Origin of the sequence: Thauera phenolivorans (assembly GCF_001696715.1) — a bacterium.
GTDB classification, from domain to species: domain Bacteria; phylum Pseudomonadota; class Gammaproteobacteria; order Burkholderiales; family Rhodocyclaceae; genus Thauera; species Thauera phenolivorans.
This window is the reverse complement of record NZ_MBFM01000004.1, coordinates 385,222-407,675: the sequence shown is the minus strand read 5'-3', so window position 1 is coordinate 407,675 and position 22,454 is coordinate 385,222. Positions and strand designations below refer to the sequence as shown.

Annotated in this window: 31 protein-coding genes; 23 read left to right on the top strand and 8 right to left on the bottom strand. The window is 67.8% G+C overall.

The window, feature by feature from the left end; genetic code table 11:
- Positions 1–183: 183 nt before the first annotated feature.
- Genes BB334_RS11845 through BB334_RS11830 form a run of 4 tightly spaced genes read right to left on the bottom strand, consistent with a single transcriptional unit; the run spans position 184 to position 3,135 of the window.
- Entirely contained in the window at positions 184–960 is a 777-nt protein-coding gene (locus BB334_RS11845) for an enoyl-CoA hydratase (protein WP_068808702.1), read from the bottom strand.
- 52 nt (positions 961–1,012) lie between these two features.
- Positions 1,013–1,537, bottom strand: a complete 525-nt coding sequence (gene lptA / locus BB334_RS11840; RefSeq protein WP_068808701.1) for a lipopolysaccharide transport periplasmic protein LptA — start codon at positions 1,535–1,537, stop codon at positions 1,013–1,015.
- Positions 1,534–2,112, bottom strand: a complete 579-nt coding sequence (lptC, locus tag BB334_RS11835; RefSeq protein ID WP_068808700.1) for an LPS export ABC transporter periplasmic protein LptC — start codon at positions 2,110–2,112, stop codon at positions 1,534–1,536. Before lptC ends, lptA begins: the two co-directional genes overlap by 4 nt.
- Before the next feature lie 42 nt (positions 2,113–2,154).
- On the bottom strand, positions 2,155–3,135 hold the full coding sequence (locus tag BB334_RS11830; RefSeq protein WP_068808699.1) for a KpsF/GutQ family sugar-phosphate isomerase: 981 nt from the start codon (positions 3,133–3,135) through the stop codon (positions 2,155–2,157).
- A gap of 249 nt (positions 3,136–3,384) precedes the next feature.
- On the opposite strand from BB334_RS11830, the gene BB334_RS11825 reads away from it, so the two are divergent.
- From BB334_RS11825 to murA, 10 genes are all read left to right on the top strand, one after another.
- Positions 3,385–4,200: an ABC transporter ATP-binding protein gene (locus tag BB334_RS11825; protein WP_068808698.1), complete on the top strand. Its 816-nt coding sequence runs from the start codon at positions 3,385–3,387 to the stop codon at positions 4,198–4,200.
- Positions 4,197–4,988 (top strand): lipid asymmetry maintenance ABC transporter permease subunit MlaE, encoded by a 792-nt coding sequence (gene mlaE, locus BB334_RS11820; RefSeq protein WP_068808697.1) that lies wholly within the window; start codon positions 4,197–4,199, stop codon positions 4,986–4,988. The genes BB334_RS11825 and mlaE overlap by 4 nt, the downstream gene beginning before the upstream one ends.
- The gene (mlaD, locus tag BB334_RS11815) at positions 4,988–5,455 is read left to right on the top strand and encodes an outer membrane lipid asymmetry maintenance protein MlaD (protein WP_198531243.1); all 468 of its coding nucleotides are present in this window, start codon (positions 4,988–4,990) and stop codon (positions 5,453–5,455) included. Before mlaE ends, mlaD begins: the two co-directional genes overlap by 1 nt.
- Before the next feature lie 8 nt (positions 5,456–5,463).
- Positions 5,464–6,240: an MlaA family lipoprotein gene (locus BB334_RS11810; RefSeq protein WP_083200407.1), complete on the top strand. Its 777-nt coding sequence runs from the start codon at positions 5,464–5,466 to the stop codon at positions 6,238–6,240.
- A 62-nt stretch (positions 6,241–6,302) separates the two neighbouring features.
- Positions 6,303–6,923 (top strand): MlaC/ttg2D family ABC transporter substrate-binding protein, encoded by a 621-nt coding sequence (locus BB334_RS11805; protein WP_068808694.1) that lies wholly within the window; start codon positions 6,303–6,305, stop codon positions 6,921–6,923.
- The gene (locus tag BB334_RS11800; protein ID WP_068808693.1) at positions 6,920–7,219 is read left to right on the top strand and encodes an STAS domain-containing protein; all 300 of its coding nucleotides are present in this window, start codon (positions 6,920–6,922) and stop codon (positions 7,217–7,219) included. Before BB334_RS11805 ends, BB334_RS11800 begins: the two co-directional genes overlap by 4 nt.
- Positions 7,216–8,112 (top strand): ABC transporter ATP-binding protein, encoded by an 897-nt coding sequence (locus tag BB334_RS11795; RefSeq protein ID WP_068808692.1) that lies wholly within the window; start codon positions 7,216–7,218, stop codon positions 8,110–8,112. Before BB334_RS11800 ends, BB334_RS11795 begins: the two co-directional genes overlap by 4 nt.
- Entirely contained in the window at positions 8,105–8,890 is a 786-nt protein-coding gene (locus tag BB334_RS11790) for an ABC transporter permease (protein WP_232756724.1), read from the top strand. The genes BB334_RS11795 and BB334_RS11790 overlap by 8 nt, the downstream gene beginning before the upstream one ends.
- 8 nt (positions 8,891–8,898) lie before the next feature.
- The gene (locus BB334_RS11785; RefSeq protein WP_068808690.1) at positions 8,899–9,156 is read left to right on the top strand and encodes a BolA family protein; all 258 of its coding nucleotides are present in this window, start codon (positions 8,899–8,901) and stop codon (positions 9,154–9,156) included.
- Positions 9,157–9,163: 7 nt separating this feature from the next.
- Positions 9,164–10,414: a UDP-N-acetylglucosamine 1-carboxyvinyltransferase gene (murA, locus tag BB334_RS11780; protein WP_068808689.1), complete on the top strand. Its 1,251-nt coding sequence runs from the start codon at positions 9,164–9,166 to the stop codon at positions 10,412–10,414.
- Between the two features lie 51 nt (positions 10,415–10,465).
- Here murA and rnk read toward each other — a convergent pair whose 3' ends face one another.
- Entirely contained in the window at positions 10,466–10,873 is a 408-nt protein-coding gene (gene rnk / locus BB334_RS11775; protein ID WP_068808688.1) for a nucleoside diphosphate kinase regulator, read from the bottom strand.
- A gap of 129 nt (positions 10,874–11,002) precedes the next feature.
- Here rnk and hisG point away from each other — a divergent pair, with 129 nt between their 5' ends.
- Complete coding sequence (gene hisG, locus BB334_RS11770; RefSeq protein ID WP_068808687.1) at positions 11,003–11,647, top strand: ATP phosphoribosyltransferase; 645 nt, start codon at positions 11,003–11,005, stop codon at positions 11,645–11,647.
- Between the two features lie 23 nt (positions 11,648–11,670).
- The gene (hisD, locus tag BB334_RS11765; protein ID WP_068808686.1) at positions 11,671–12,978 is read left to right on the top strand and encodes a histidinol dehydrogenase; all 1,308 of its coding nucleotides are present in this window, start codon (positions 11,671–11,673) and stop codon (positions 12,976–12,978) included.
- A 95-nt stretch (positions 12,979–13,073) separates the two neighbouring features.
- On the opposite strand, the gene hisC is transcribed toward hisD, so the two are convergent.
- The gene (hisC, locus tag BB334_RS11760; protein ID WP_068808685.1) at positions 13,074–14,147 is read right to left on the bottom strand and encodes a histidinol-phosphate transaminase; all 1,074 of its coding nucleotides are present in this window, start codon (positions 14,145–14,147) and stop codon (positions 13,074–13,076) included.
- 166 nt (positions 14,148–14,313) lie between these two features.
- On the opposite strand from hisC, the gene hisB reads away from it, so the two are divergent.
- The 10 genes from hisB to tatC all read left to right on the top strand — a co-directional run bounded on the left by hisB (position 14,314) and on the right by tatC (position 19,892).
- On the top strand, positions 14,314–14,901 hold the full coding sequence (hisB, locus tag BB334_RS11755; protein ID WP_068808684.1) for an imidazoleglycerol-phosphate dehydratase HisB: 588 nt from the start codon (positions 14,314–14,316) through the stop codon (positions 14,899–14,901).
- 85 nt (positions 14,902–14,986) lie between these two features.
- Complete coding sequence (hisH, locus tag BB334_RS11750; protein WP_068808683.1) at positions 14,987–15,625, top strand: imidazole glycerol phosphate synthase subunit HisH; 639 nt, start codon at positions 14,987–14,989, stop codon at positions 15,623–15,625.
- A 58-nt stretch (positions 15,626–15,683) separates the two neighbouring features.
- Positions 15,684–16,433 carry a 1-(5-phosphoribosyl)-5-[(5-phosphoribosylamino)methylideneamino]imidazole-4-carboxamide isomerase gene (gene hisA / locus BB334_RS11745; RefSeq protein WP_068808682.1) on the top strand — a complete coding sequence of 250 codons (750 nt, stop codon included), beginning with the start codon at positions 15,684–15,686 and terminating at the stop codon, positions 16,431–16,433.
- Positions 16,433–17,191: an imidazole glycerol phosphate synthase subunit HisF gene (hisF, locus tag BB334_RS11740; RefSeq protein WP_068808681.1), complete on the top strand. Its 759-nt coding sequence runs from the start codon at positions 16,433–16,435 to the stop codon at positions 17,189–17,191. Before hisA ends, hisF begins: the two co-directional genes overlap by 1 nt.
- A complete protein-coding gene (gene hisI / locus BB334_RS11735) occupies positions 17,188–17,583 on the top strand; it encodes a phosphoribosyl-AMP cyclohydrolase (protein ID WP_068808680.1) in 396 nt (131 codons plus the stop codon). The genes hisF and hisI overlap by 4 nt, the downstream gene beginning before the upstream one ends.
- Positions 17,580–17,906, top strand: a complete 327-nt coding sequence (locus BB334_RS11730) for a phosphoribosyl-ATP diphosphatase (RefSeq protein WP_068808679.1) — start codon at positions 17,580–17,582, stop codon at positions 17,904–17,906. Before hisI ends, BB334_RS11730 begins: the two co-directional genes overlap by 4 nt.
- Before the next feature lie 11 nt (positions 17,907–17,917).
- Positions 17,918–18,265 (top strand): histidine triad nucleotide-binding protein, encoded by a 348-nt coding sequence (locus BB334_RS11725; RefSeq protein WP_068808678.1) that lies wholly within the window; start codon positions 17,918–17,920, stop codon positions 18,263–18,265.
- Between the two features lie 10 nt (positions 18,266–18,275).
- The gene (gene tatA / locus BB334_RS11720) at positions 18,276–18,512 is read left to right on the top strand and encodes a Sec-independent protein translocase subunit TatA (RefSeq protein ID WP_068808677.1); all 237 of its coding nucleotides are present in this window, start codon (positions 18,276–18,278) and stop codon (positions 18,510–18,512) included.
- Positions 18,513–18,645: 133 nt separating this feature from the next.
- On the top strand, positions 18,646–19,083 hold the full coding sequence (tatB, locus tag BB334_RS11715; RefSeq protein ID WP_068808676.1) for a Sec-independent protein translocase protein TatB: 438 nt from the start codon (positions 18,646–18,648) through the stop codon (positions 19,081–19,083).
- Positions 19,080–19,892, top strand: coding sequence for a twin-arginine translocase subunit TatC (gene tatC, locus BB334_RS11710; RefSeq protein WP_068808675.1), 813 nt, complete (start codon positions 19,080–19,082; stop codon positions 19,890–19,892). Before tatB ends, tatC begins: the two co-directional genes overlap by 4 nt.
- A 45-nt stretch (positions 19,893–19,937) precedes the next feature.
- Here tatC and BB334_RS11705 read toward each other — a convergent pair whose 3' ends face one another.
- Entirely contained in the window at positions 19,938–21,098 is a 1,161-nt protein-coding gene (locus BB334_RS11705) for a Do family serine endopeptidase (RefSeq protein ID WP_068808674.1), read from the bottom strand.
- A gap of 85 nt (positions 21,099–21,183) precedes the next feature.
- Here BB334_RS11705 and BB334_RS11700 point away from each other — a divergent pair, with 85 nt between their 5' ends.
- Complete coding sequence (locus BB334_RS11700) at positions 21,184–21,933, top strand: Nif3-like dinuclear metal center hexameric protein (protein ID WP_068808673.1); 750 nt, start codon at positions 21,184–21,186, stop codon at positions 21,931–21,933.
- A gap of 12 nt (positions 21,934–21,945) precedes the next feature.
- On the opposite strand, the gene BB334_RS11695 is transcribed toward BB334_RS11700, so the two are convergent.
- Positions 21,946–22,454 (bottom strand): type IV pilus assembly protein FimV (locus tag BB334_RS11695; RefSeq protein ID WP_408646448.1); only part of this gene is annotated, 509 nt, incomplete at its 5' end.

Genomic DNA, 22,454 nt, shown 5'->3' with positions numbered 1-22,454 from the left:
CTGGTGTGGGGTGTCGCTGATGTTCGCGGGCAATGCAACACGCGCCGGCGGCCGGCGCGTGTTGCATTGCAGCACGGTGCAATTATAGGTGGGAGGCAGCTGAAGTCAAGGCGGCAGGCGGCCCCGCCGTTCACCGTTTAAATTGCTTTCCATCAGTAACTTAGATGAATGCGAGCGCGGCCTTCAGTCGTGCTTGAAGGCAGCCTTGCGCTTCTCGACGAAGGCGGCCATGCCTTCCTTCTGGTCGTTGAGCGCGAAGCAGGAGTGGAACACCCGGCGTTCGAACAGCAGGCCCTCGTTGAGGCTGCTCTCGAAGGCGCGATTGACCGACTCCTTGATCATCATCACCACCGGCAGCGAGTAGCCGGCGATCACGGTGGCGGTGGCGATCGCTTCCTCGATCAGCTTGTCGGCCGGCACCACGCGCGACACCAGGCCGGCGCGTTCGGCTTCGGTCGCGTCCATCAGGCGTCCGGTGAGACACAACTCCATCGCCTTCGCCTTGCTCACCGCGCGCGGCAGGCGCTGGGTGCCGCCGGCGCCGGGCAGGATGCCGAGCTTGACTTCGGGCTGGCCGAACTTCGCGCTGTCGGCGGCGAGGATGAAGTCGCACATCATCGCCAGCTCGCAGCCGCCGCCGAGCGCGAAGCCCGCCACCGCGGCGATGACCGGCTTGCGGCAGGTCTTCACGCGCTCCCAGTTGCGGCTGATGTAGTCGCCCTTGTAGGCGTCCATGTACGAGAAGCTGGCCATCGCGCCGATGTCGGCACCGGCGGCGAAGGCCTTCTCCGAACCGGTGATGACGATTGCGCCGATGTTCTCGTCGGCTTCGAAGGCATCGAGCGCGGCGCCGATCTCGTCCATCACCTGGTCGTTCAGCGCGTTCATCGCCTTCGGCCGGTTGATCGTGATCAGGCCGACGCGGCCGTGGGTTTCGACATTGATCATTTCTTGGCTCATGCGGGTCTCCTCGTCGTGAATCGAAGGTCGGCGTGCCGGTGGCACGCCGGGTTCAGGGCTGGTCGCTCTTGGGCTGGATCACCGCGCGCACCCGCCCGCCGGCACTGCCAGGGGCGCTGCCCGGTGCGTTGGTGACCAGATATTGCTCGGTGATCGCGTCGTATTCGATGAAGTGGCCGCTGACCTGGTCGCCGCCGCTGGTGACGCGCGCGCGGTTGAACAGGCGCGCCTTCTCCGTGCGGCTGTCGTACTCGATGCGCTCGGCCTCGCCTTCGATGTATTCATTGCTGCCTTCGCGCTTCTGGCGGAAGGTGGCGAGGCCCTTGCCGGAAGAGGTGGCGACGCCCTTCTGGAAGCCGGCCGCGTCCTGGCTCACGACCAGCTTGTCGCCGCGGATCACGAGGCTGCCCTGGGTGAGGATGACATCGCCCTCGAACACCTGGGTCTTGGTGCGGTCGTCGACCTGCAGGCGGTCGGCCTCGATATTGACCGGCAGGTTGCGGTCGGCGCTTTGAGCGCCGGCGGGCACGGCGACGAGGGTGAGGAGGAGGGCGGCTAGGGCGAGATTGGCTTTCATGAGGGGTTCTGCTGGCGGCTGGGCATATGCACCTCGACGTTGCCGATGAGTTCGAGGGTGCCGAAGAGGTTGTCGGCGCGCAGGCCGAGCGCGGTCGCGGTGGAGGCGCCCTGGGTCAGTTGCACCGGGGTGTCGCTGCGCGCGCGGTGGCTTTCGGGCCAGACGCTCAGGGTTTCGGAGCGTAGCGTCGTCGGGCGCGGATCGCCCTCGATACGACGATCCACCCGCACCCCGCCGGCGAAGTCGACCTGCTCGCCGCCCGGCGACACCTCCGCTCCCTGGGCGACGATCCGGGTTTCGCTGCCGATCGCGCGCAGCAGCAGGCGCGGCTGGTGCAGGCGGATGGTGTCGTCGGCGGGAAAGTGCACGATCGTTTCGGCGAGCAGTTCGTAGCGCTCCGCGCCGTCCACGCCGAAGCCGACGATGCGAGTGCGCTCGGCGACGAAATCCGGTGCGCCGCTGCGCACCGCCTCTCCGGCGGAATCGTCGACGCGGGTCGACTGCTCGAGCAGGATCGATCCGCCCGCGATGAGGGCGAGGGCGATGGCCGGGTAGAGGCGGTAGCTGGCCTGCATGGGGGGCTCAGTGGCAGGCGCGGCGCTGGCGGCGCGCGAGCATCAGATGACTTTGGCGAGCATCAGGTCATGGGTCGTCAGCGCGCCGGCGAGTCGGCCGGCGGCGTCGACCACGATCAGCTGGGACACCCGCAGGCGCTCCATCGCCTCCGCCGCCTCGGCGGCGAGGGCGTCCGGCCCGATCGTGCGCGGGTTGCGCGTCATCACCTCGGAGAGCCGGACGCTGCGCACGTCGCAGCCTTTTTCCAGCGCGCGCCGCAGGTCGCCGTCGGTGAAGATGCCGATCGGCGCGCCGGCGGGGTCGGTGATCGCGGTCATGCCCATGCCGCCCGAAGTCATCGCGAGCAGCGCGCGTGTGAGCGGGGCGTCCTCCGCGACCGCCGGCACGGCGTCGGCCGGACGCATGACGTCGGCGACGCGGGTGAGCAGACGGCGGCCGAGCGAGCCGCCCGGGTGCGAACGGGCGAAATCCTCGGCGCCGAAGCCGCGCGCGTCGAGCAGGGCGACCGCGAGCGCGTCGCCGAGGGCGAGCGCGGCGGTGGTACTGGCGGTGGGCGCAAGGTTGAGCGGGCAGGCTTCCTCGGAGACCGCGGCGTCGAGGTGGACGTCGGCCTCGGTGGCGAGCGGCGATTCGGGGCGGCCAGTCATGGCGATCAGGCGCGCGCCCTGACGCTTGACCATCGGCACGATGGTCAGCACCTCCTCGCTGTTGCCGGAATTGGAGAGCGCGATCACGACGTCTTCCGGCGTGATCATGCCGAGGTCGCCATGCGCCGCCTCGGCCGCGTGCACGAAATAGGCGGGGGTGCCGGTACTCGCCAGCGTCGCCGCGAGCTTGCGCGCGATGTGGCCCGACTTGCCGACCCCGGTGACGATGACCCGGCCGCGGCGGGCGAGGATCAACGCGACCGCGCGGTCGAACTCGGCGCCCAGGCGTTCGGCCAGCGCTTCCACGGCCTCGGCTTCGATGCGCAGGACCTTGCGGGCGAGCTGGACGACGCGGCTGTCGGATGAGGCTGGCATGGGGACGGATTCCTTCGGCTGCTGTGGAGGGATTGCCGGCAGCGCATGCGCGCCATCGCAGGCCTCCCGTGGCGGGAACCGGGGGCGTGCCCGGACTGCCGATTGTATATCAAGGCGCGGCGCGTCCGGGTGGCCGGGACGGAGCGTTGCGGCATGCCGGGCGGCGTTGTTGCGACGCAACACACGCCCGCCCGGGGGCGGCCGCTCTGCTAGAATGTCGGGTTCTGAAACGACGGCAGCCCCTTCTAGATGACTCCGCCCTCCGACAAGCCCCTGGTTTCGCTGCGCGACGTGCATTTCGCCTATGGCGAGCGCGTCGTGCTGTCGGGTATCGACCTGACGGTGCATCGTGGGCAGCTGGTGGCGATCATGGGCGGCAGCGGCTGTGGCAAGACCACGCTGCTGCGGCTGATCGGCGGTCAGCTCACGGCCGGCTCGGGGGCGGTCGAGGTCGCGGGCAGGGACGTCGGGCGCATGTCCGAGCGCGAGCTGTACGCGATGCGTCGCCGCATGGGCATGCTGTTCCAGTTCGGCGCCCTGTTCACCGACATGTCGGTGTTCGAGAACGTGGCCTTCCCGCTGCGCGAGCACAGCGCGCTGCCGCCCGAGCTGGTGCGCGATCTGGTGCTCATGAAGCTCGAGGCGGTCGGACTGCGCGGCGCGCAGGCGATGCGGCCGGGGGAACTCTCGGGCGGCATGGCGCGGCGGGTTGCGCTGGCGCGTGCGGTGGCGCTCGACCCGATGCTGGTGCTGTACGACGAGCCCTTCGCCGGCCTCGATCCGATCTCGCTCGGCATCGTCGGCCAGCTCATCCGACGGCTCAACGATGCGCTCGGGGCGAGCTCGGTGATGGTGACCCACGACGTGCACGAGTCGCTGGAGATCGTCGACTACATCTACTTCGTGTCGAATGGGCGCATCGTCGCCCGCGGTACGCCGGACGAGATCCGGGCCTCGACCGATCCCTTCGTGCACCAGTTCGTCAACGCCGAGGCCGACGGCCCGGTGCCCTTCCATTACCCGGCCACGCCGATCGAGGCGCTGCTGGCAGGAGAGGCGCAATGAACGGCCTGCTTTCCGCGTTGCGCACCGTCGGCGCGATGACCATCGACGGCATCTGGCGCCTCGGCTTCGCCACCCGCTTCCTGGTCGCGGTGCTGATGCATTCCGGGCAGTCGCTGCGGCGGGTGCATCTGACGATCCGCGAGATCTACTTCAGCGGCGTACTGTCGCTGCTGATCATCGTCGTCTCCGGCCTGTTCGTCGGCCTCGTGCTCGGCCTGCAGGGCTACGACATCCTGCAGCGCTACGGCTCTTCGGAGGCGGTCGGGGTGATGGTGGCGCTGTCGCTGCTGCGCGAACTCGGCCCCGTGGTGGCGGGTCTGCTGTTCGCCAGCCGCGCAGGCTCGGCGGTGACCGCCGAGATCGGCCTGATGAAGGCCACCGAGCAGCTCAAGGCGATGGACATGATGGCGGTCAATCCGCTCGCCCGCGTGGTCGCGCCGCGCTTCTGGGGTGGCGTCATCTCGATGCCGCTGCTGGCGGCGATGTTCTCCACGATGGGCATCTTCGGTGGCTGGCTGATCGCGGTGCCGGTGATCGGCGTCGACGACGGCGCCTTCTGGTCGCAGATGCAGGCAGCGGTGGATTTCCGCACCGACGTGCTGAACGGAGTGATCAAGTCGGTGGTCTTCGGCACCGCGGTGTCGCTGATCGCGGTGTTCGAGGGCTACGACTGCCAGCCCACCGCGGAAGGCGTATCGCGCGCGATCACCCGCACCGTCGTCACCTCCTCGCTCGCGATCCTCGCACTGGACTTCGTGCTTACCTCCTTCATGTTCCGGGGTCAATGATGAACCGTACTGCGCTCGACCTGTGGGTCGGCATCTTCGTCGCGATCGGCTTCGCCGCGCTGACCTTCCTCGCCATGAAGGTGGGGAATTTCTCGGTGTTCAACAAGGCGCCCACCTATGTGGTCACCGCCCAATTCGACAACATCGGCGGGCTTAAGGTGCGTGCGCCGGTCAAGAGCGCCGGGGTGCTCGTCGGTCGTGTCTCCTCGATCGACTTCGACGCCGGGAGCTACCGGGCGGTGGTCGGCATCGAGATCGATTCGCGCTACGAATTCCCGAGCGACACGTCGGCGGCGATACTGACCTCCGGCCTCCTCGGCGAGCAGTACATCGGTCTCGACGCCGGTGGCGACATCGAGATGCTGCGCGACGGCGATCGCGTGATGCTGAGCCAGTCGGCGGTGGTGCTCGAAAAGCTGATCGGCCAGTTCCTGTTCGACCGCGCCAGCGAGACGCCCGCGCAATGAGCACGCGGATGAAGACAGGGGAGAAGGCAGGGTCCAGCTCCGGCCGCAGGTCGTTTCGTGTGGCAGCGGCAGTGGTGCTCTCGGCGGCGCTGCTGGGCGGCTGCGCGGCCACGCGGAACAATCCCGATGACCCCCTCGAGGGTTACAACCGCGCGATGTTCACCATCAACGACCGGGTCGACCGTGCGGTGCTCAAGCCCGCGGCCGAAGTCTACCGGACCGTGCTGCCATCGCCGGCACGCACCGCCGCGGGCAACTTCTTCAGCAACCTGCGCGATCCGTGGATCTCGGTCAACAACCTGCTGCAGGGCAAGTTCACCGACGCGTGGACCGATGCCATGCGCTTCGTGTTCAACTCCACGCTCGGGCTGGCCGGCCTGATCGACATCGCCAGCGACATGGGGCTGCCCAAGCACGACGAGGACTTCGGCCAGACCCTCGGCGCCTGGGGCGTGGGCGAGGGGCCGTACTTCGTGGTGCCGTTGCTTGGTCCGAGCACGGTGCGCGACACGCTTGCGCTGCCGGTGGATTTCGCCGGCGACCCGCTCGATGCGGTCGATGAGGTCCGCACCCGCAACAGCCTGACCGCCACCCGCGTGGTAGACGCCCGGGCGCGCGCCCTCGGCGTCGAGAAGACGCTGGAAGAGGGCACGCTCGATGCCTACGGCTATGCCCGCGACTTCTATCTCGAACAACGCCGTTACAAGGTTTCCGACGGCGAGACCACCCGGGTGTACGAAGATTTCGACGACGGGTTCGAGGACGAGACCTCGCCCGCGAACTGAAACCGGCCGGCGCCGTCGCTCGCGGCCGCGCCGCCCACCAACATGAGGAGTTCGTCAAAGCCATGAAACGACTGTTGATGCTGTTCTGCTTCTTCTTCGCCACCGGCGTGTCCGCAGCGGCCGCGCCGACGCCCGACGTGCTGGTGCGCAACGTCACCAACGAGGTGCTCGAGATCGTGCGCGCCGACAAGGCGATCCAGTCCGGCGACACCGCGCGCGTGCTCGGGCTGGTCAACGACAAGGTGCTGCCGCACTTCGACTTCCGCCGCATGACCATGCTCGCGGTCGGTCGCGACTGGCGCAGCGCCACGCCCGAGCAGCAGGCGCGCCTCACCGAGGCCTTCCGCACCCTGCTCGTGCGCACCTATTCGAACGCGCTGACCCAGTATCGCGATCAGACGATCGACTTCCGCCCGTTCCGGATGGCCGCCGACGAGACCCGCGTGCAGGTGCGTACGGAGGTGCGCCAGCCCGGCGGCCAACCGATCGGCATCGACTACATGCTGGAGAAGAAGGCCGACGACAGCTGGAAGGTGTTCGATGTCATCGTCGCCGGCGTCAGCCTGGTCACCAATTACCGCAGCAGCTTCGCCGAGGAAGTCCGCGCCGGCGGCGTGGATGGTCTGATCCGCTCGCTCGAGAGCAAGAACCGCTCGCTCGAAGCCGAGCAGGCGCAGTCGTGAGCGCGCCGATCGCCGAGGTCTTCCGTCCCGAGGGTGCGCTGACCATCCTCGGGCGCGTCGAGCCGGTGCTCGAGGAAGGCCGCCGCCGGCTCGCCGCCGGCGATGTCTCGATCGACCTGTCGGCCCTGGTCGAGGCCGACTCGGTCGTCGTCGCGATGCTGCTCGACTGGCAGCGGGCGGCGCGCCGGGCCGGCCACCGCCTGGAAATCCGTGCGCTGCCCGACGGGCTGCAGAGCCTGGCGGACCTGTACGGCGTCGATGGCCTGCTGGCCGCCGCCGGGGAGGAGGCGCGATGAGCGAGGTTGCGATCCGCATCAGCGGCGTGTGCAAGCGCTACGGCAGCCTGCAGGCGCTCGATCACGTCGATCTCGAGGTCCGGCGCGGCGAGTTCTTCGGCCTGCTCGGCCCCAACGGCGCCGGCAAGACGACGCTGATTTCCTCGCTGTCGGGCCTGGTTCGTCCCGACGCGGGCACCCTCGAGGTGATGGGGCACGATGTCGTCACCGACTATCGCAATGCGCGCCGGAATCTCGGCGTGGTGCCGCAGGAACTCGTCTTCGATCCCTTCTTCAGCGTGCGCGAGCTGCTGCGCATCCAGTCGGGCTACTTCGGCATCCGCCGCAACGACGCCTGGATCGACGAGATCCTCGAGGGGCTGAACCTCACCGCGAAGGCGAACCAGAACATGCGTGCGCTGTCCGGCGGCATGAAGCGCCGCGTGCTGGTCGCCCAGGCCCTGGTCCATCGTCCGCCGGTGATCGTGCTCGACGAGCCGACCGCCGGGGTCGACGTCGAGCTGCGCCAGGGGCTGTGGCACTTCGTGCGCAAGTTGAACACCGACGGCCACACGATCGTGCTGACCACCCACTATCTCGAGGAGGCGCAGGAGCTGTGCGGGCGCATCGCGATGCTCAAGGGCGGTCGCATCGTCGCCCTCGACACCACCGCCAACCTGCTGCGCCGCTTCGCCTCCCACAGCCTCAAGGTGCGCGTCGAGCGGCCCGAGGTCGCGGTGGCGCTCGGCGGTACCCTGACCAACGACGAGCGGGTGGAGTTCGACTTCGGCGGTTTCGACGACGTCGAGCCGCTGCTCGCCCGCCTGCGCGCCGCCGAGGCGGGCGTGACCGGACTCGAGATCGGTGAGCCGGATCTCGAGCGTGTGTTCCTGGAGGTGATCAATCGTGCATGACCCCGCAATCCGCGAAACGCCCCTGGTCGGCTTCCTGACCCTGCTGCGCAAGGAGGTGCTGCGCTTCCAGAAGGTCGGCTTCCAGACCGTGCTGGCGCCGGTGCTCAACGCGGTGCTGTTCATGCTGATCTTCTCGCATGTGCTCGACCGCCACGTCACGGTGTACGGCGACATCGGCTACACCAGCTTCCTCGTGCCCGGCCTGATCATGATGTCGGTGCTGCAGAACGCCTTCGCCAACAGCTCGTCCTCGTTGATCCAGAGCAAGATCACCGGCAACATCATCTTCGTGCTGCTGCCGCCGCTGTCCTACCGCGAGTTCTTCGCCGCCTACGTCATCGCGGCCGTGCTGCGCGGGCTGCTGGTCGGCCTCGGCGTGTGGCTGGTGGCGCTGCCCTTCGTCGAGCTGCCGATGGCGCATCCGCTGTGGGTGCTCGGCTTCGCCGTGCTCGGCGGCGCGATCCTCGGCACGCTCGGCGTGGTCGCCGGGATCTGGGCCGACAAGTTCGATCAGCTCGCCGCCTTCCAGAACTTCCTGATCATGCCGCTGACGATGCTCTCCGGGGTGTTCTACTCGATCCACTCGCTGCCCGAGGTGTGGCAGCAGGTCTCGCATTTCAACCCGTTCTTCTTCATGATCGACGGTTTCCGTTACGGCTTCTTCGGCCAGTCCGACACCTCGCCCTGGTTGTCGTTCGCCGTCGTCGCCGCCTGTCTGCTGCTGCTCTCGGCTCTGACCCTGGCGATGCTCGCCCGGGGCTACAAGCTGCGCGCCTGAGGATCAACATGTTCGAAGCAAGCGAAGTCAAGCGTCTGATCGAGCAGGGCATGCCCTGCGAGTTCGTCGAAATCCACGGCGCCGACGGGGTGCACTTCACCGGCGTCGTGGTCAGCGCCGCGTTCGCGGGCAAGTCGCGGGTGCGCCAGCACCAGACGGTGTACGCCACCCTGGGCAAGCTGATGGGCAACGAGATCCATGCCCTCCAACTGCAGACCTTCACCCCCGAGCAGTGGGAAGAAGGCCGCGGCGAACTGGGCATGTGAGGCGAGAATGGACAAGCTCCTGATTCAGGGCGGCCGCCGGCTTTCCGGCGAGATCGCCATCTCCGGTGCGAAGAACGCCGCGCTCCCGATCCTGTGCGCGGCCCTGCTCACCGCCGAGCCGGTGACCTTCACCAACCTTCCCCAGCTCAAGGACATCGGCACCCTGCTGGCGCTGCTCGAGCAGATGGGGGTGAAGGTCGCGCGCGAGGGCGGCACGGTCACCCTCGACGCCTCCGGCCTGAACAATCCGGTCGCGCCCTACGAGATGGTCAAGACCATGCGCGCCTCGATCCTCGTGCTCGGCCCGCTGGTGGCGCGCTGCGGCGAGGCGCGGGTGTCGCTGCCCGGCGGTTGCGCGATCGGCGCCCGCCCGGTGGATCAGCACATCAAGGGCCTGCAGGCGATGGGGGCCGAGGTCGCAGTCGAGCACGGCTACGTTCACGCCAAGGTGCCGCGGCTGAAGGGCGCGCGCCTGTTCACCGACATGGTGACGGTGACCGGCACCGAGAACCTGATGATGGCCGCCTGTCTTGCCGAGGGCGAGACGGTGATCGAGAACGCGGCGCGCGAGCCGGAGATCGTCGACCTGGCGAACTGCCTGGTGTCGATGGGCGCGCGCATCTCGGGCGCCGGCACCGACGTCATCCGCATCCGCGGCGTCGAGCGCCTGCACGGCGCCACCCACCGCATCATGCCCGACCGCATCGAGACCGGCACCTATCTGTGCGCGGCCGCGGTCACCGGCGGCGAAGTGCGCCTCACCGGCACCTCCACCGGCTATCTCGACGCGGTGGTCGACAAGCTGTTGGACGCCGGCTGCGAGATCGTCTCCGAGCGCGACGCGATCCGCCTGTCGGCGCCTGCGCGGCTGGCGCCGGTAAACCTGCGCACCGCGCCCTATCCGGCCTTCCCGACCGACATGCAGGCGCAGTTCATGGCGATGGACTGCGTCGCCAGCGGGGTCTCGGTGATCCGCGAGACCATCTTCGAGAACCGCTTCATGCACGCGGTGGAACTGCAGCGCCTCGGCGCCGACATCCGCATCGACGGCAATACCGCGGTGGTGCAGGGGGTGGAGCGGCTGCAGGGCGCGACGGTGATGGCGACTGATCTGCGCGCGTCGGCGAGCCTGGTGATCGCCGGACTGGTGGCCGAGGGCGAAACGCAGATCGAGCGCATCTACCATCTCGACCGGGGCTACGAAGGCCTGGAAGAGAAGCTCGCCGCCCTCGGCGCGAGCGTTCGCCGTCTTTCCTGAAAGGCTGGCCCCGGCCTCGTCGCGCGCTCCGCGGCGAGGCTCATGACCCGCTCAGAGGTCGAACTCGCCGTGCGCCTCGGGCTGCCAGGTGACTTCCAGCACCTTCAGGCGGATCGACTTGCCGTCCGCCGTCTTCCAGTCGATCGTCTGCCCCACCGACAGGCCGAGCAGGGCACTGCCCGCCGGCGAGAAGATCGATACCCGGCTCGCCTCGGCGTTGGCGTCCTTGGGGTAGGCGAGCGTGAGTTCGTACTCGCGGCCGGTGTTCTCCTCGAGGAAGCGGGCGCGGCTGTTCATCGTGATGACGTCGGCCGGCATCTCTTCCGGCTCGCGCACGTCCGCACGCTCGAGCTCCTCGCGCAGACCATCGAGGTCGTTGCGGCTACGGAAGGGCGGGAGGGTCAGCAGGCCCTCCAGGCGTTCCAGGTCATTTGACGAGACGATGATCGACGGCTGCATCGGTTGCGCTCCAGCTCTGAAGAAACGAAAAAATGGCCGAACCGCCCTGCGCGGTTCAGCCAGCGAGTCGAGGCTAACAGAAGCTGCGCCGGGTTACAATAAGGGCCCGAACGAACAAGGCCGTCTTCCGTGTCCAGCATCACCCTTGCCCTCTCCAAGGGCCGCATCTTCGAGGAAACCCTGCCGCTCCTGGCGGCGGCCGGCATCGTCCCCACCGACAATCCCGAAAGCTCGCGCAAGCTCATCATCGGCACCAATCGGCCCGAGGTGAGGCTGGTCATCGTGCGCGCGACCGACACGCCGACCTATGTCCAGTATGGCGCCGCCGACCTCGGCATCGCCGGCAAGGACGTTCTGATCGAACACGGCGGTGCGGGTCTCTACCAGCCGCTCGACCTCGAGATCGCGCGCTGCCGGATGTGCGTCGCAGTGCGCAAGGGCTTCGACTACGGCGCGGCGACCCGGCCGGGCGGCCGCATCCGGGTGGCGACCAAGTACATCAACGCCGCCAAAGCGCATTTCGCCAACAAGGCGATGCATGTCGACCTGATCAAGCTCTACGGTTCGATGGAACTCGCGCCGCTGGTCGGCCTTGCAGACGCGATCGTCGACCTGGTGTCCTCGGGCGCGACGCTGCGTGCGAACGACCTCGAGGAGGTCGAGGAAATCATGTCGATCAGCTCCCGCCTGGTGGTGAACCAGGCCTCGCTGAAGACCAAGCGCGAACTGATCCAGCCTATCCTCGATGTGTTTTCCCAGGCGGTGAAAGGATGACCCAGCCGACCGAGTCCCCTGCGATGGCCCCTCCCTCGATTCGCCGGCTCGACGCCCGCGCGCCCGATTTTCTTGCCACCCTCGATGCCCTGCTCGCCTTCGAGGCCGAGGCCGACGATCGCATCGACGCCGCGGTGAGCGAGATCCTGCGTGCGGTGCGCAGCACAGGCGACGCTGCGGTGATCGAATACACCCGGCGCTTCGATCATCTCGAGGTCGGCGCAATGGTCGAGCTCGAGCTGCCGAAGTCCGAGCTGAAGGCCGCGCTCGCCGGTCTCGGCCTCGAACAGCGCGAAGCGCTGCGCATCGCCGCCGATCGCGTGCGCGAGTACCACGAGCGGCAGAAGGGCGAGTCGTGGGAGTACACCGAGGCCGACGGCACCCGGCTGGGCCAGAAGATCACGCCGCTCGACCGCGTCGGCCTTTACGTGCCGGGCGGGCGCGCGTCCTATCCGAGTTCGGTGCTGATGAACGCGATCCCGGCCAAGGTCGCGGGCGTCGGCGAACTGATCATGGTCGTGCCCACGCCGCGCGGCGAGAAGAACCCGCTGGTGCTGGCAGCGGCGGCGATCACCGGTGTGGACCGCGTGTTCACCATCGGCGGCGCCCAGGCGGTGGCGGCGCTCGCCTACGGCACCCAGACCATCCCCCAGGTCGACAAGATCGTCGGCCCGGGCAATGCCTACGTGGCCGAGGCCAAACGGCGCGTGTTCGGCACCGTGGGCATCGACATGGTCGCCGGACCCTCGGAGGTGCTGATCATCTCCGACGCCTCGGGTCACGCCGACTGGGTGGCGATGGACCTCTTCGCCCAGGCGGAGCACGACGAGCTCGCGCAGTCGATCCTGCTGTGCACCGACGCCGGCTTCATCGACGCGGTGAGCGAGGCGATCGACCGCCTGCTGCCGACCATGCCACGGCGCGACACGATCGCGAAGTCGCTCGCCAATCGCGGCGCGCTGATCCATGTGGACAGCCTCGAGCAGGCCTGCGCGATCGCCAACCGCATCGCGCCCGAGCACCTCGAGCTGGCGCTCGACGACGCCGAGGACTGGGTCGACCGCATCCGCCATGCGGGCGCGATCTTCGTCGGCCACTGGGCGGTGGAGGCGCTCGGCGACTACTGCGCCGGCCCCAACCACGTGCTGCCGACGATGCGCAGCGCGCGCTTCTCCTCGCCGCTCGGCACCTACGACTTCCAGAAGCGCACGAGCATCGTCCACATCTCGGAGGCTGGCGCCCAGCACCTCGGCAAGGTGGCCTCCGTCCTCGCCCACGGCGAGGGGCTGCAGGCGCACGCGCGCTCGGCAGAGATGCGGCTGAAGGTCTGAGGGCCGGATCGCGGCGTTCGCCGCGCGCTACGTTGCGCCGGCGTCGATCGTAGCGGTAGCAGCGGCAAGCGCCGCGTCACGGTCGGAACGACCGGTCAGCGACCGAGGATTTCGGTCAGCGCCTTGACCAGGATTGCGCACTGTTCGTCGGTACCCACCGTGATGCGAAGGAACTGGGCGATGCGCGGCCTGGCGAAATGGCGCACGATGATCGCGCGCTTGCGCAATTCGGCGCTCAACTCGGCGCCATCCCGCTCGGGGTGGCGAGCGAAGATGAAGTTGGCGGCTGAGGGCAGGACCTCCAGGCCGAGTGCCTGGATGTCGGCCACCAGCTTTTCGCGCGTGGCGATCACCCTGCGGCAGCTTTCCTGGAAGTGGTCCTCGTCCTCGACCGAGGCGACCGCGCCGGCGATCGCCAGGCGATCGAGCGGATAGGAGTTGAAGCTGTTCTTCACCCGCTCCAGTGCCTCGATCAGGTCGGCGTGGCCGATCGCGTAGCCCACCCGCAGGCCGGCGAGCGAGCGGCTCTTCGAGAAGGTGTGCACCACCAGCAGGTTGGGGTAGCGGTCGACCAGGGCGAGCGCGCTCTCGGCGCCGAAGTCGACGTAGGCCTCGTCGACCACCACCACCGCCTCGGGATTCCCGGCGACGATGCGATCGACCTCGGTCAGCGTCATTGCGCGGCCGGTGGGGGCGTTCGGGTTGGGAAAGATGATCGCGCCGGCCCGATCCCCACCCGTCGGCAGGTAATCCTCGACCCGGATCGAGAAGTCTTCGGCGAGCGGCACGGCGCGATGATCGATGCCGTACAGGCCGCAATACACCGGATAGAAGCTGTAGCTGATGTCGGGGAACCACAGCGCGCGCTCGTGCTTGAGCAGGGCGAGGAAGGTGTGGGCGAGCACCTCGTCCGAGCCGTTGCCGACGAAGATCTGGCGCGGAGTGACGCGGTGCCGCTCAGACAGCGCCGCCTTCAGGGCGTCGGCGTTGGGGTCGGGATAGAGGCGCAGCGCGTCGCCGGTGGCGGCGCGGATCGCCTCGAGCGCCTTCGGCGAAGGGCCGTAGGGGTGTTCGTTGGTGTTGAGCTTGACGAGGTTGTCGAGCTTGGGCTGTTCGCCGGGCACGTAGGGGGTGAGGCCGGCGACGATGGCGCTCCAATAGCGGCTCATGTGTTTGTCTGCAATCGGGTTCGAAGTGCGGCGTGGGGAGGGGGCGGAGCGCCGCGCGGGTCCCGGGCGACCGCGATCCGCGCTGTCGGCTACATGATGCAGCCGGATAGCCGGGCGATGGTATCATGGCCAGGATTTTCCTGATTTCCGGAGCACTCCCCCAGTCATGCGGCAAGCCGACGTCACCCGTAACACCCTCGAAACCCGCATCGCAGTGCGCATCGATCTAGACGGCACGGGCAAGGGCAATCTCGCCACCGGCGTGCCCTTCCTCGATCACATGCTCGATCAGATCGTCCGTCATGGCCTGATCGACATCGATGTTCGCTGCGAGGGTGACACCCATATCGACGACCACCATACCGTCGAGGACGTCGGCATCGCGATCGGTCAGGCGTTCGCCGAGGCGCTCGGTGACAAGAAGGGCGTGCGACGCTACGGTCACTCCTACGTGCCGCTCGACGAGGCGCTGAGCCGGGTGGTGGTCGACTTTTCCGGCCGTCCGGGGCTGCACTACTTCGTGAATTTCACCCGGGCGCGGATCGGCAACTTCGACGTCGACCTTGCGCGCGAGTTCTTCCAGGGCTTCGTCAATCACGCGGGCGTCACGCTGCACATCGACAACCTGCGCGGGGACAACGCGCACCACCAGTGCGAGACCATCTTCAAGGCCTTCGGGCGGGCGCTGCGCATGGCCGCCGAGCGCGACGAGCGCGCCGCCGGGGTCATCCCCTCGACCAAGGGCGCGCTCTGATTCCGCGGCGGCGAGGCTGATCGGCGGCGCGCGTTCCTGCCTCCATTCTCCGAATTCGACCCTTATAACTGCGAGCACTTCCGCGATGACCACCGTGGCCATCATCGATTACGGCATGGGCAACCTGCGCTCGGTCGCCAAGGCGATCGAGTTCGTCGCTCCCGGCCATGATGTATTCATCACCTCCGAGCCGGCGCGGGTGGCCGCAGCCGAGCGCGTCGTGTTCCCGGGCCAGGGCGCGATGCCCGACTGCATGCGCGAGCTCGACGCCCGCGGCCTGCGTGGCGCGGTGCTGGACGCCGCTGCAGGCAAACCCTTCCTCGGTATCTGCATCGGCCAGCAGATGCTCTTCGAGCACAGCGCCGAGGGCGACGTCGCCGGCCTCGGCATCCTGCCGGGGAAGGTGGTCCGCTTCCCCCAGGCGCGCATGAGCGCACCCGACGGCAGCCGGCTGAAGATCCCGCAGATGGGCTGGAACGAGGTCTGGCAGGATGGCCCGCATCCGCTGTGGGACGGCATCCCGGACGGTGAGCGCTTCTACTTCGTGCACAGCTATTACGTCGTGCCCGCCGACGCAGCGCTCGCCGCGGCGCACACCGACTACGGCGTCCGCTTTACCAGTGCGGTAGCACGGGCTAATATCTTCGCGGCCCAGTTCCACCCCGAAAAGAGCGCCCAGGCCGGCCTGCGCCTGCTCTCCAACTTCATCCGCTGGGTCCCTTGAGTCCCGCCTTCTCATTGATTTTCCTCCGATTTTTCCTAAACGTGATTCCGGACCCGGTATGCTGCTGATTCCCGCCATCGATCTCAAGGACGGTCATTGTGTGCGCCTCAAACAGGGCGAGATGGACGATGCCACCGTATTTTCGGAGGAGCCCGCCGCGATGGCGCGCCACTGGATCGATCAGGGGGCACGGCGCCTGCACCTGGTGGACCTGAACGGCGCCTTCGCCGGCAAGCCGAAGAATGGAGCGGCGATCCGCGCGATCACCGACGAGGTGGGCGAGGACATCCCGGTCCAGCTCGGCGGCGGCATCCGCGATCTCGATACCATCGAGAACTATCTCGACAACGGCATCACCTACATCATCATCGGCACCGCGGCAGTGAAGAACCCGGGCTTCCTGCACGACGCCTGCAGCGCCTTCCCCGGGCACATCATCGTCGGTCTCGACGCCAAGGACGGCAAGGTGGCGGTCGACGGCTGGTCCAAGCTCACCGGCCACGACGTCGTCGATCTGGCGAAGAAGTTCGAGGACTATGGCGTCGAGTCGGTGATCTACACCGACATCGGCCGCGACGGCATGCTGTCGGGGGTGAACATCGAGGCCACCGTGCGGCTGGCGCAGGCGCTGCGTATCCCGGTGATCGCCAGCGGCGGCATCACCGACCTGCGCGACATCGACGCCTTGTGCGCGGCCGAGGGCGAGGGGGTGATCGGCGCGATCACCGGACGGGCGATCTACGAGGGCACGCTCGACTTCGCCGCCGCCCAGGCGCGCGCCGACGCACTCAACGGGCAGGCCGGCTGATGCTCGCCAAACGCATCATCCCCTGCCTCGACGTCAATGCCGGTCGCGTCGTCAAGGGCGTCAACTTCGTCGAATTGCGCGATGCCGGCGATCCGGTCGAGATCGCCCGCCGCTACGACGAGCAGGGCGCCGACGAGCTGACCTTCCTCGACATCACCGCCAGCTCGGACGAGCGCGACATCATCCTCCACGTCGTCGAGCAGGTGGCCGAACAGGTATTCATCCCGCTCACCGTCGGCGGCGGCATCCGCAGCGTCGACGACGTGCGTCGGCTGCTCAACGCCGGCGCCGACAAGGTCAGCATCAACACCGCGGCGGTGACCGATCCGGAACTCGTGCGTGAGGCCGCCGACAAGGTCGGCAGCCAGTGCATCGTGGTGGCGATCGACGCCAAGCAGACCGCGCCGGGCAAGTGGGAGGTGTTCACTCGCGGCGGGCGCCACAACACCGGGCTGGACGCGATCGACTGGGCGAAACGGGTCGAGGCGCTCGGTGCCGGCGAGCTGCTGCTCACCAGCATGGACCGAGACGGTACCCGGGTCGGCTTCGACCTCGCGCTCACGCGTGCGGTGTCCGATGCGGTCAATGTCCCGGTGATCGCCAGCGGCGGGGTCGGCAAGCTCGAGCATCTGGTCGAGGGTGTCACGCTGGGCGGCGCCGACGCGGTGCTGGCGGCGAGCATCTTCCATTTCGGCGAACATACGGTGCGCGAGGCGAAGGAACTGATGCGCGCGCACGGCATCGAGGTCAGGCTGTGAGCGCGAACAACCGCTGGCTGAACGAAGTCCGCTGGGACGACCAGGGGCTGGTGCCGGTCATCGCCCAGGAGGCGTCGAGTGGCGACGTGCTGATGTTCGCCTGGATGAACCGCGACGCGCTGCAGCGCACCGTCGAGATCGGTGAGGCGGTGTATTGGTCGCGCTCGCGGCGCAAGCTCTGGCACAAGGGCGAGGAGTCGGGCCATGTGCAGAAAGTGCTCGACGTCCGCATCGATTGTGACAACGATGTGGTATTGCTGAAAGTGGAGCAGCTGGGTGGCATCGCCTGTCACACCGGGCGCCACAGCTGCTTCTTCCGGAAGTATTTCGCGGACGGTCGCTGGGAAGCGGTCGATCCGGTCCTGAAGGATCCGCAGGAGATTTACAAGTGATCGATCATGAAGTGCTGCGCCGGGTTTCGGAGACCCTGGTAGACCGCAAGCAGGCCAGTCCCGAGTCCTCCTATGTGTCCAGCCTCTATGCCAAGGGCACCGACGCGATCTGCAAGAAGGTGGCCGAAGAGGCCGCGGAGACGATCATGGCGGCCAAGGACGGCAATCAGCTCCATCTGGTGCGCGAAGTGACCGACCTGTGGTTCCACTCGCTGGTGCTGCTCGGCCACTTCGGCCTGTCGGCCGACGATGTGCTGGTCGAGTTTCGCCGCCGCGAGGGAATCTCCGGCATCGACGAAAAGCGTTCGCGCATCAACGGTTGAGCGAGGCCGCGATGAGCGACTGCCTGTTCTGCCGCATCGTTCGCGGCGAGATTCCGGCGAGGAAGGTCTATGAGGACGAGCATGTTCTCGCCTTCCACGACATCTCGCCGGTAGCGCCGGTTCACATCCTGGTGGTGCCGAAGGAGCACGTCGGCTCGATGGCCGAACTCGAGCCGAGGCACGAAGCCGCGATGGGCCGGCTGATGGTGGCCGCCGCGCAGATCGCGCGGGAACAAGGCTGCGAAAATGGGTTCAGAACCATTGTCAACACCGGACGGATCGGGTTGCAGGAAGTGTATCATCTGCACCTTCACATCTTGGGCGGGCCCAATCCCCTGCCGCCCATGTTGAAGTATTGAGGAGAGCGGTATGGGTTCATTCAGCATCTGGCACTGGCTCATCGTGCTGGTCATCGTCCTGCTGGTGTTCGGCACCAAGAAGCTGCGCAACATCGGCTCGGACCTCGGTGGCGCGGTCAAGGGCTTCAAGGACGGCATGAAGGAGGCTGACGCCTCCGCTGACAGCGCGGCATCGCAGCAGAAGATTTCCGGCGGACAGACGATCGACGGTGAGGCTCGGGAAAAGGCCGACCAGAACCGTTCCTGAGGCATTTCCGCTGAGCGCCACGGCTGCCCCGGCGGGCGTCCGTGGCACGTTCGCGTCCTCGAAATGCCGGCTTTGACCGTCATCGCTTCCACGCTTTCCCTTTCACTCCTGCAGCGCCCCCGGGCGACGGAACATGTTCGATTTCGGTTTTACTGAACTTCTCGTCATCGGCGTCGTGCTGCTGGTGGTGGTCGGCCCCGAGCGCCTGCCGAAAGTCGCGCGCACCGGCGGGCACCTGCTCGGCCGGTTGCAGCGTTACGTCTCCGACGTGAAGTCCGACATCCAGCGCGAGATGCAGCTCGACGAGCTGAAAAAGCTGCAGGAGCAGGTGCAGCAACAGGCGCGCGAACTGGAAACCTCGGTGAAGGGCCAGGTTTCCGATGCCGAGTCCGGTCTGCGCAAGGCGGAGCAGGAGATGCGCGCCACGGTGGGCGACGTGCAACAGGCCGCCGCCCCGCAGTCGAGCGCGACGATGCGCCCGGTCGCCGGCGAGGCGACCGGGCCCGCCTCCCCGCCGCAGACGGCCGGCAATGCCGCCTCCCAACAGCCGGTGCCGGCGGACAAGCCATGAGCGAGCAGCACGAAACCTTCATCGCCCACCTGATCGAACTGCGCGACCGCCTGATGCGGGCGTTGGTCGTCATCGTGGTCATCTTCGTGTGCCTGATGCCTTGGGCGGGGGATATCTACGACCTGCTCGCGCTGCCGATGATGGACACCCTGCCGGAAGGCACGAACATGATCGCCACCGGCGTGGTCACCCCGTTCTTCGTGCCGGTCAAGGTCACCCTGCTGGTGTCCTTCGTGCTGGCGCTGCCCTGGGTGCTCTACCAGGCCTGGGCCTTCATCGCGCCCGGTCTCTACGCGCATGAGAAGCGCCTCGCGCTGCCGCTGGTGCTGGGCAGCACCCTGCTGTTCATCGCCGGCATGGCGTTCTGCTACTTCTTCGTGTTCCGCATGGTGTTCAGCTTCATCGCCGAATTCGCGCCGAAGAGCATCGTCCCTGCGCCTGACATCGAGCAGTACCTCGGCTTCGTGATGTCGATGTTCCTCGCCTTCGGCATCACCTTCGAGGTGCCGGTGGCGGTCATCCTGCTGGTCAAGGCGGGGGTGGTCGACATCGCCAAGCTCAAGGAAATCAGGCCCTACGTCATCGTCGGCGCCTTCGTGATCGCGGCGATCGTCACTCCGCCCGACGTGATCTCCCAGCTGATGCTGGCAATACCGATGTGCCTGCTGTACGAACTCGGCATCTTCCTCGCGCGCATGATCGGCAAACCGGCGGCGGAGGCGGCCGGGGCGGAATACGTGCCGCCCTCGATCGAGGACATGGACCGCGAGCTCGATCGGATCGAGGCGGGCGAGCGCGACGGCCGCTGATCGTTTCGCGGGCGGGGACGGCGTCCGCCCCGCGCGCCGATTTCCTCAGCGCGGCCGATTCGCCGGCGTGGGCCGCCGGCCTACATCCACTTCAAGGTCGACCTCCTCGCCGCTGCGGCGCACGCGGAAACCTGCGCGCTTGCCGGGGGGGAGGGCGGCGACGAGATCGAGCATCTCCTTCGGGTCGCGTACCGTCTTGCCGTCGACTGCCACCAGTACGTCGCCCGGGCGGATGCCGCCGCGGTCGGCAGGGCTGTTGCGCAGCACGCCCGCAATCAGCGCGCCGCGGGTGTCGCCGAGGCCGAAGGATTCCGCCAGTTCGGGCGTGATGTCCTGGATCTCGACCCCGACCCAGCCCCGTACCACCTCGCCACGGGCGACGATCTGCTCGAGCACGTTGCGCGCGATCGACACCGGAATGGCGAAGCCGATCCCGAGCGAGCCGCCGGTGCGGGAGTAGATTGCGGTGTTGATGCCGACCAGGTTGCCGCCCTGGTCGACCAGGGCGCCACCCGAGTTGCCGGGATTGATCGCGGCGTCGGTCTGGATGTAGTTCTCGAAGGTGTTGATGCCGAGCTGGCTGCGGCCGAGCGCGGAGACGATGCCCATCGTCACCGTCTGGCCGACGCCGAAGGGGTTGCCGATCGCGAGCACGACGTCGCCGACCTCCACCGTCTCGCCCTGGGCGAAGGCCAGCACCGGCAGCTCGGCGTCAGCTTTGATCTTCAGCACCGCGAGGTCGGTCTCGGGGTCGCGCCCGACGAGGGTCGCGGAGAACTTGCGCCCGTCGTTGAGCGCCACTTCGATCTCGTCCGCGGCCTCGATGACGTGATTGTTGGTCAGGACGTAGCCGGCGGCGCTGACGATGACGCCGGAGCCGAGGCCGGCGCTGCGCTGGTCCCGGTCGTTCGGGTCGCCGAAGAAATGTCTGAACACCGGGTCGTCGGCCAAGGGGTGGCGCGGGCCGAGCATCGCCTTGGTGGTGAAGATGTGCACCACCGCCGGCATCGAACGTCGTGCGGCACCGGCGTAACTGCCCGCGGCAGGGCTTCCGGCGGGATCGCGTCCGGGCGGCGCTTCGAGGATCGCCACCACCGCGCCGGGCGCACCCTCGCGCAGCCATTCCGGCCTGAGGGTGTTGACAACGAACAGGATCGCGACGCTGACGGTCACGGCTTGAGCGAAGATGAGCCACAGACGGCGCATATAATTACCGACCGATCGCCCGGCGTGGCTGGCTAGCTGGCAGGACTGCGCGCCGCGGCACTTGATTGAATGGAAAGGAGGCCGCATGCACCTGATCGAGCTGCAATCCCATCTGGATAACCTCCTCGACCCCGCGCGGCTCAAGGATTATTGCCCAAACGGCCTGCAAGTGGAAGGACGGGCGGAGGTCAGGCGGGTGCTGTGCGGGGTCACCGCCAGCCAGGCGCTGGTCGACCACGCGGTGAGCGGCGGCCATGACGCGATTCTCGTGCATCACGGCTATTTCTGGCGCGGCGAGGACGGCCGCATCACCGGCATCCGCAAGCGCCGGCTGCGGGCCCTGCTCGCCAACGACATCAGCCTTTTCGCCTACCATCTGCCGCTCGACGTCCACCCCGAGCTCGGCAACAACGCCCAACTCGGCAAGTTGATGGGTTGGGAGGCGGAGGCCCGCTTCGCCGATCTCGATCTCGGCTGGATCGGGCGCCCTGCCGCGAAAGGGGAGACTGCGGAGCAGCTCATGCGGGCGCTCGCCGCCCGCCTCGGCCGCGAGCCGATGCTGGTCGGGGAGGGCGGGCGCCGGGTGCGCCGGCTGGCGTGGTGCACCGGTGCGGCCCAGGGCTACTTCGAACAGGCGATCGCCGCCGGCGCCGATCTCTTCGTCTCGGGCGAGATCTCGGAACCCACCGTACATCTGGCGCGCGAGTCGGGCGTGCCCTACATCGCCGCCGGCCATCATGCGACCGAGCGCTACGGCGTCCTGGCGCTTGCGCACCACCTGCGGGGGGAGTGCGGCCTCGAGGCCGAGTTCGTCGACCTCGACAATCCGGTCTGAACAGGCGCCGGCTCAGGCCTCTGGCTGCTCCTCCGGCAGGGGCAGCGGGCCGAGATCGAGATCGAGCATGGCCGAGAGCAGCAGGATGTCGTCGACCACCGCGAGCGGCAGTCCTTCGCGCTTGCCGCCGCGGTTGTCGCGCAGCAGGCTCTGCAGGTAGACCTGGCAGGACCGCGTGCCCCACAGTCGCGCCACCTGGCGCATGATGTGAGGCAGGGCCTCGAGCGAGATCGGCGACAGGCGCGACAGCGCGTAGTCTTCCCACGCCACCTCGCGGACGTTGAAGGTCTGGTGCAGGCGGCGGGTCAGCTCCTCGAACTCCGCGCGCATGCCTGCGGCGCGATACACCTCGAGCAGCTTCAGCCAGGGGGTCACCGCCTGCTTCGGGTGGCGGTGGATGAACTCGGCGAGGGTGTCCGCCGCGCCCTGCACGCGGCCGAAACTCAGCATGATGTTGGCCAGCTCGATCGCCGAATCCTGCTCGGTGATGGCGTCGTCCTCGACCTCGATCGGTGCGATGC

Bases quoted from the DNA above. Each gene is read 5' to 3' on its own strand.
- BB334_RS11845 (WP_068808702.1), bottom strand. From the start codon at position 960: ATGAGCCAAGAAATGATCAATGTCGAAACCCACGGCCGCGTCGGCCTG.
- lptA (WP_068808701.1), bottom strand. From the start codon at position 1,537: ATGAAAGCCAATCTCGCCCTAGCCGCCCTCCTCCTCACCCTCGTCGCC.
- lptC (WP_068808700.1), bottom strand. From the start codon at position 2,112: ATGCAGGCCAGCTACCGCCTCTACCCGGCCATCGCCCTCGCCCTCATC.
- BB334_RS11830 (WP_068808699.1), bottom strand. From the start codon at position 3,135: ATGCCAGCCTCATCCGACAGCCGCGTCGTCCAGCTCGCCCGCAAGGTC.
- BB334_RS11825 (WP_068808698.1), top strand. From the start codon at position 3,385: ATGACTCCGCCCTCCGACAAGCCCCTGGTTTCGCTGCGCGACGTGCAT.
- mlaE (WP_068808697.1), top strand. From the start codon at position 4,197: ATGAACGGCCTGCTTTCCGCGTTGCGCACCGTCGGCGCGATGACCATC.
- mlaD (WP_198531243.1), top strand. From the start codon at position 4,988: ATGAACCGTACTGCGCTCGACCTGTGGGTCGGCATCTTCGTCGCGATC.
- BB334_RS11810 (WP_083200407.1), top strand. From the start codon at position 5,464: ATGAAGACAGGGGAGAAGGCAGGGTCCAGCTCCGGCCGCAGGTCGTTT.
- BB334_RS11805 (WP_068808694.1), top strand. From the start codon at position 6,303: ATGAAACGACTGTTGATGCTGTTCTGCTTCTTCTTCGCCACCGGCGTG.
- BB334_RS11795 (WP_068808692.1), top strand. From the start codon at position 7,216: ATGAGCGAGGTTGCGATCCGCATCAGCGGCGTGTGCAAGCGCTACGGC.
- BB334_RS11785 (WP_068808690.1), top strand. From the start codon at position 8,899: ATGTTCGAAGCAAGCGAAGTCAAGCGTCTGATCGAGCAGGGCATGCCC.
- murA (WP_068808689.1), top strand. From the start codon at position 9,164: ATGGACAAGCTCCTGATTCAGGGCGGCCGCCGGCTTTCCGGCGAGATC.
- rnk (WP_068808688.1), bottom strand. From the start codon at position 10,873: ATGCAGCCGTCGATCATCGTCTCGTCAAATGACCTGGAACGCCTGGAG.
- hisD (WP_068808686.1), top strand. From the start codon at position 11,671: ATGGCCCCTCCCTCGATTCGCCGGCTCGACGCCCGCGCGCCCGATTTT.
- hisC (WP_068808685.1), bottom strand. From the start codon at position 14,147: ATGAGCCGCTATTGGAGCGCCATCGTCGCCGGCCTCACCCCCTACGTG.
- hisB (WP_068808684.1), top strand. From the start codon at position 14,314: ATGCGGCAAGCCGACGTCACCCGTAACACCCTCGAAACCCGCATCGCA.
- hisH (WP_068808683.1), top strand. From the start codon at position 14,987: ATGACCACCGTGGCCATCATCGATTACGGCATGGGCAACCTGCGCTCG.
- hisA (WP_068808682.1), top strand. From the start codon at position 15,684: ATGCTGCTGATTCCCGCCATCGATCTCAAGGACGGTCATTGTGTGCGC.
- hisF (WP_068808681.1), top strand. From the start codon at position 16,433: ATGCTCGCCAAACGCATCATCCCCTGCCTCGACGTCAATGCCGGTCGC.
- BB334_RS11725 (WP_068808678.1), top strand. From the start codon at position 17,918: ATGAGCGACTGCCTGTTCTGCCGCATCGTTCGCGGCGAGATTCCGGCG.
- tatA (WP_068808677.1), top strand. From the start codon at position 18,276: ATGGGTTCATTCAGCATCTGGCACTGGCTCATCGTGCTGGTCATCGTC.
- tatB (WP_068808676.1), top strand. From the start codon at position 18,646: ATGTTCGATTTCGGTTTTACTGAACTTCTCGTCATCGGCGTCGTGCTG.
- tatC (WP_068808675.1), top strand. From the start codon at position 19,080: ATGAGCGAGCAGCACGAAACCTTCATCGCCCACCTGATCGAACTGCGC.
- BB334_RS11705 (WP_068808674.1), bottom strand. From the start codon at position 21,098: ATGCGCCGTCTGTGGCTCATCTTCGCTCAAGCCGTGACCGTCAGCGTC.
- BB334_RS11700 (WP_068808673.1), top strand. From the start codon at position 21,184: ATGCACCTGATCGAGCTGCAATCCCATCTGGATAACCTCCTCGACCCC.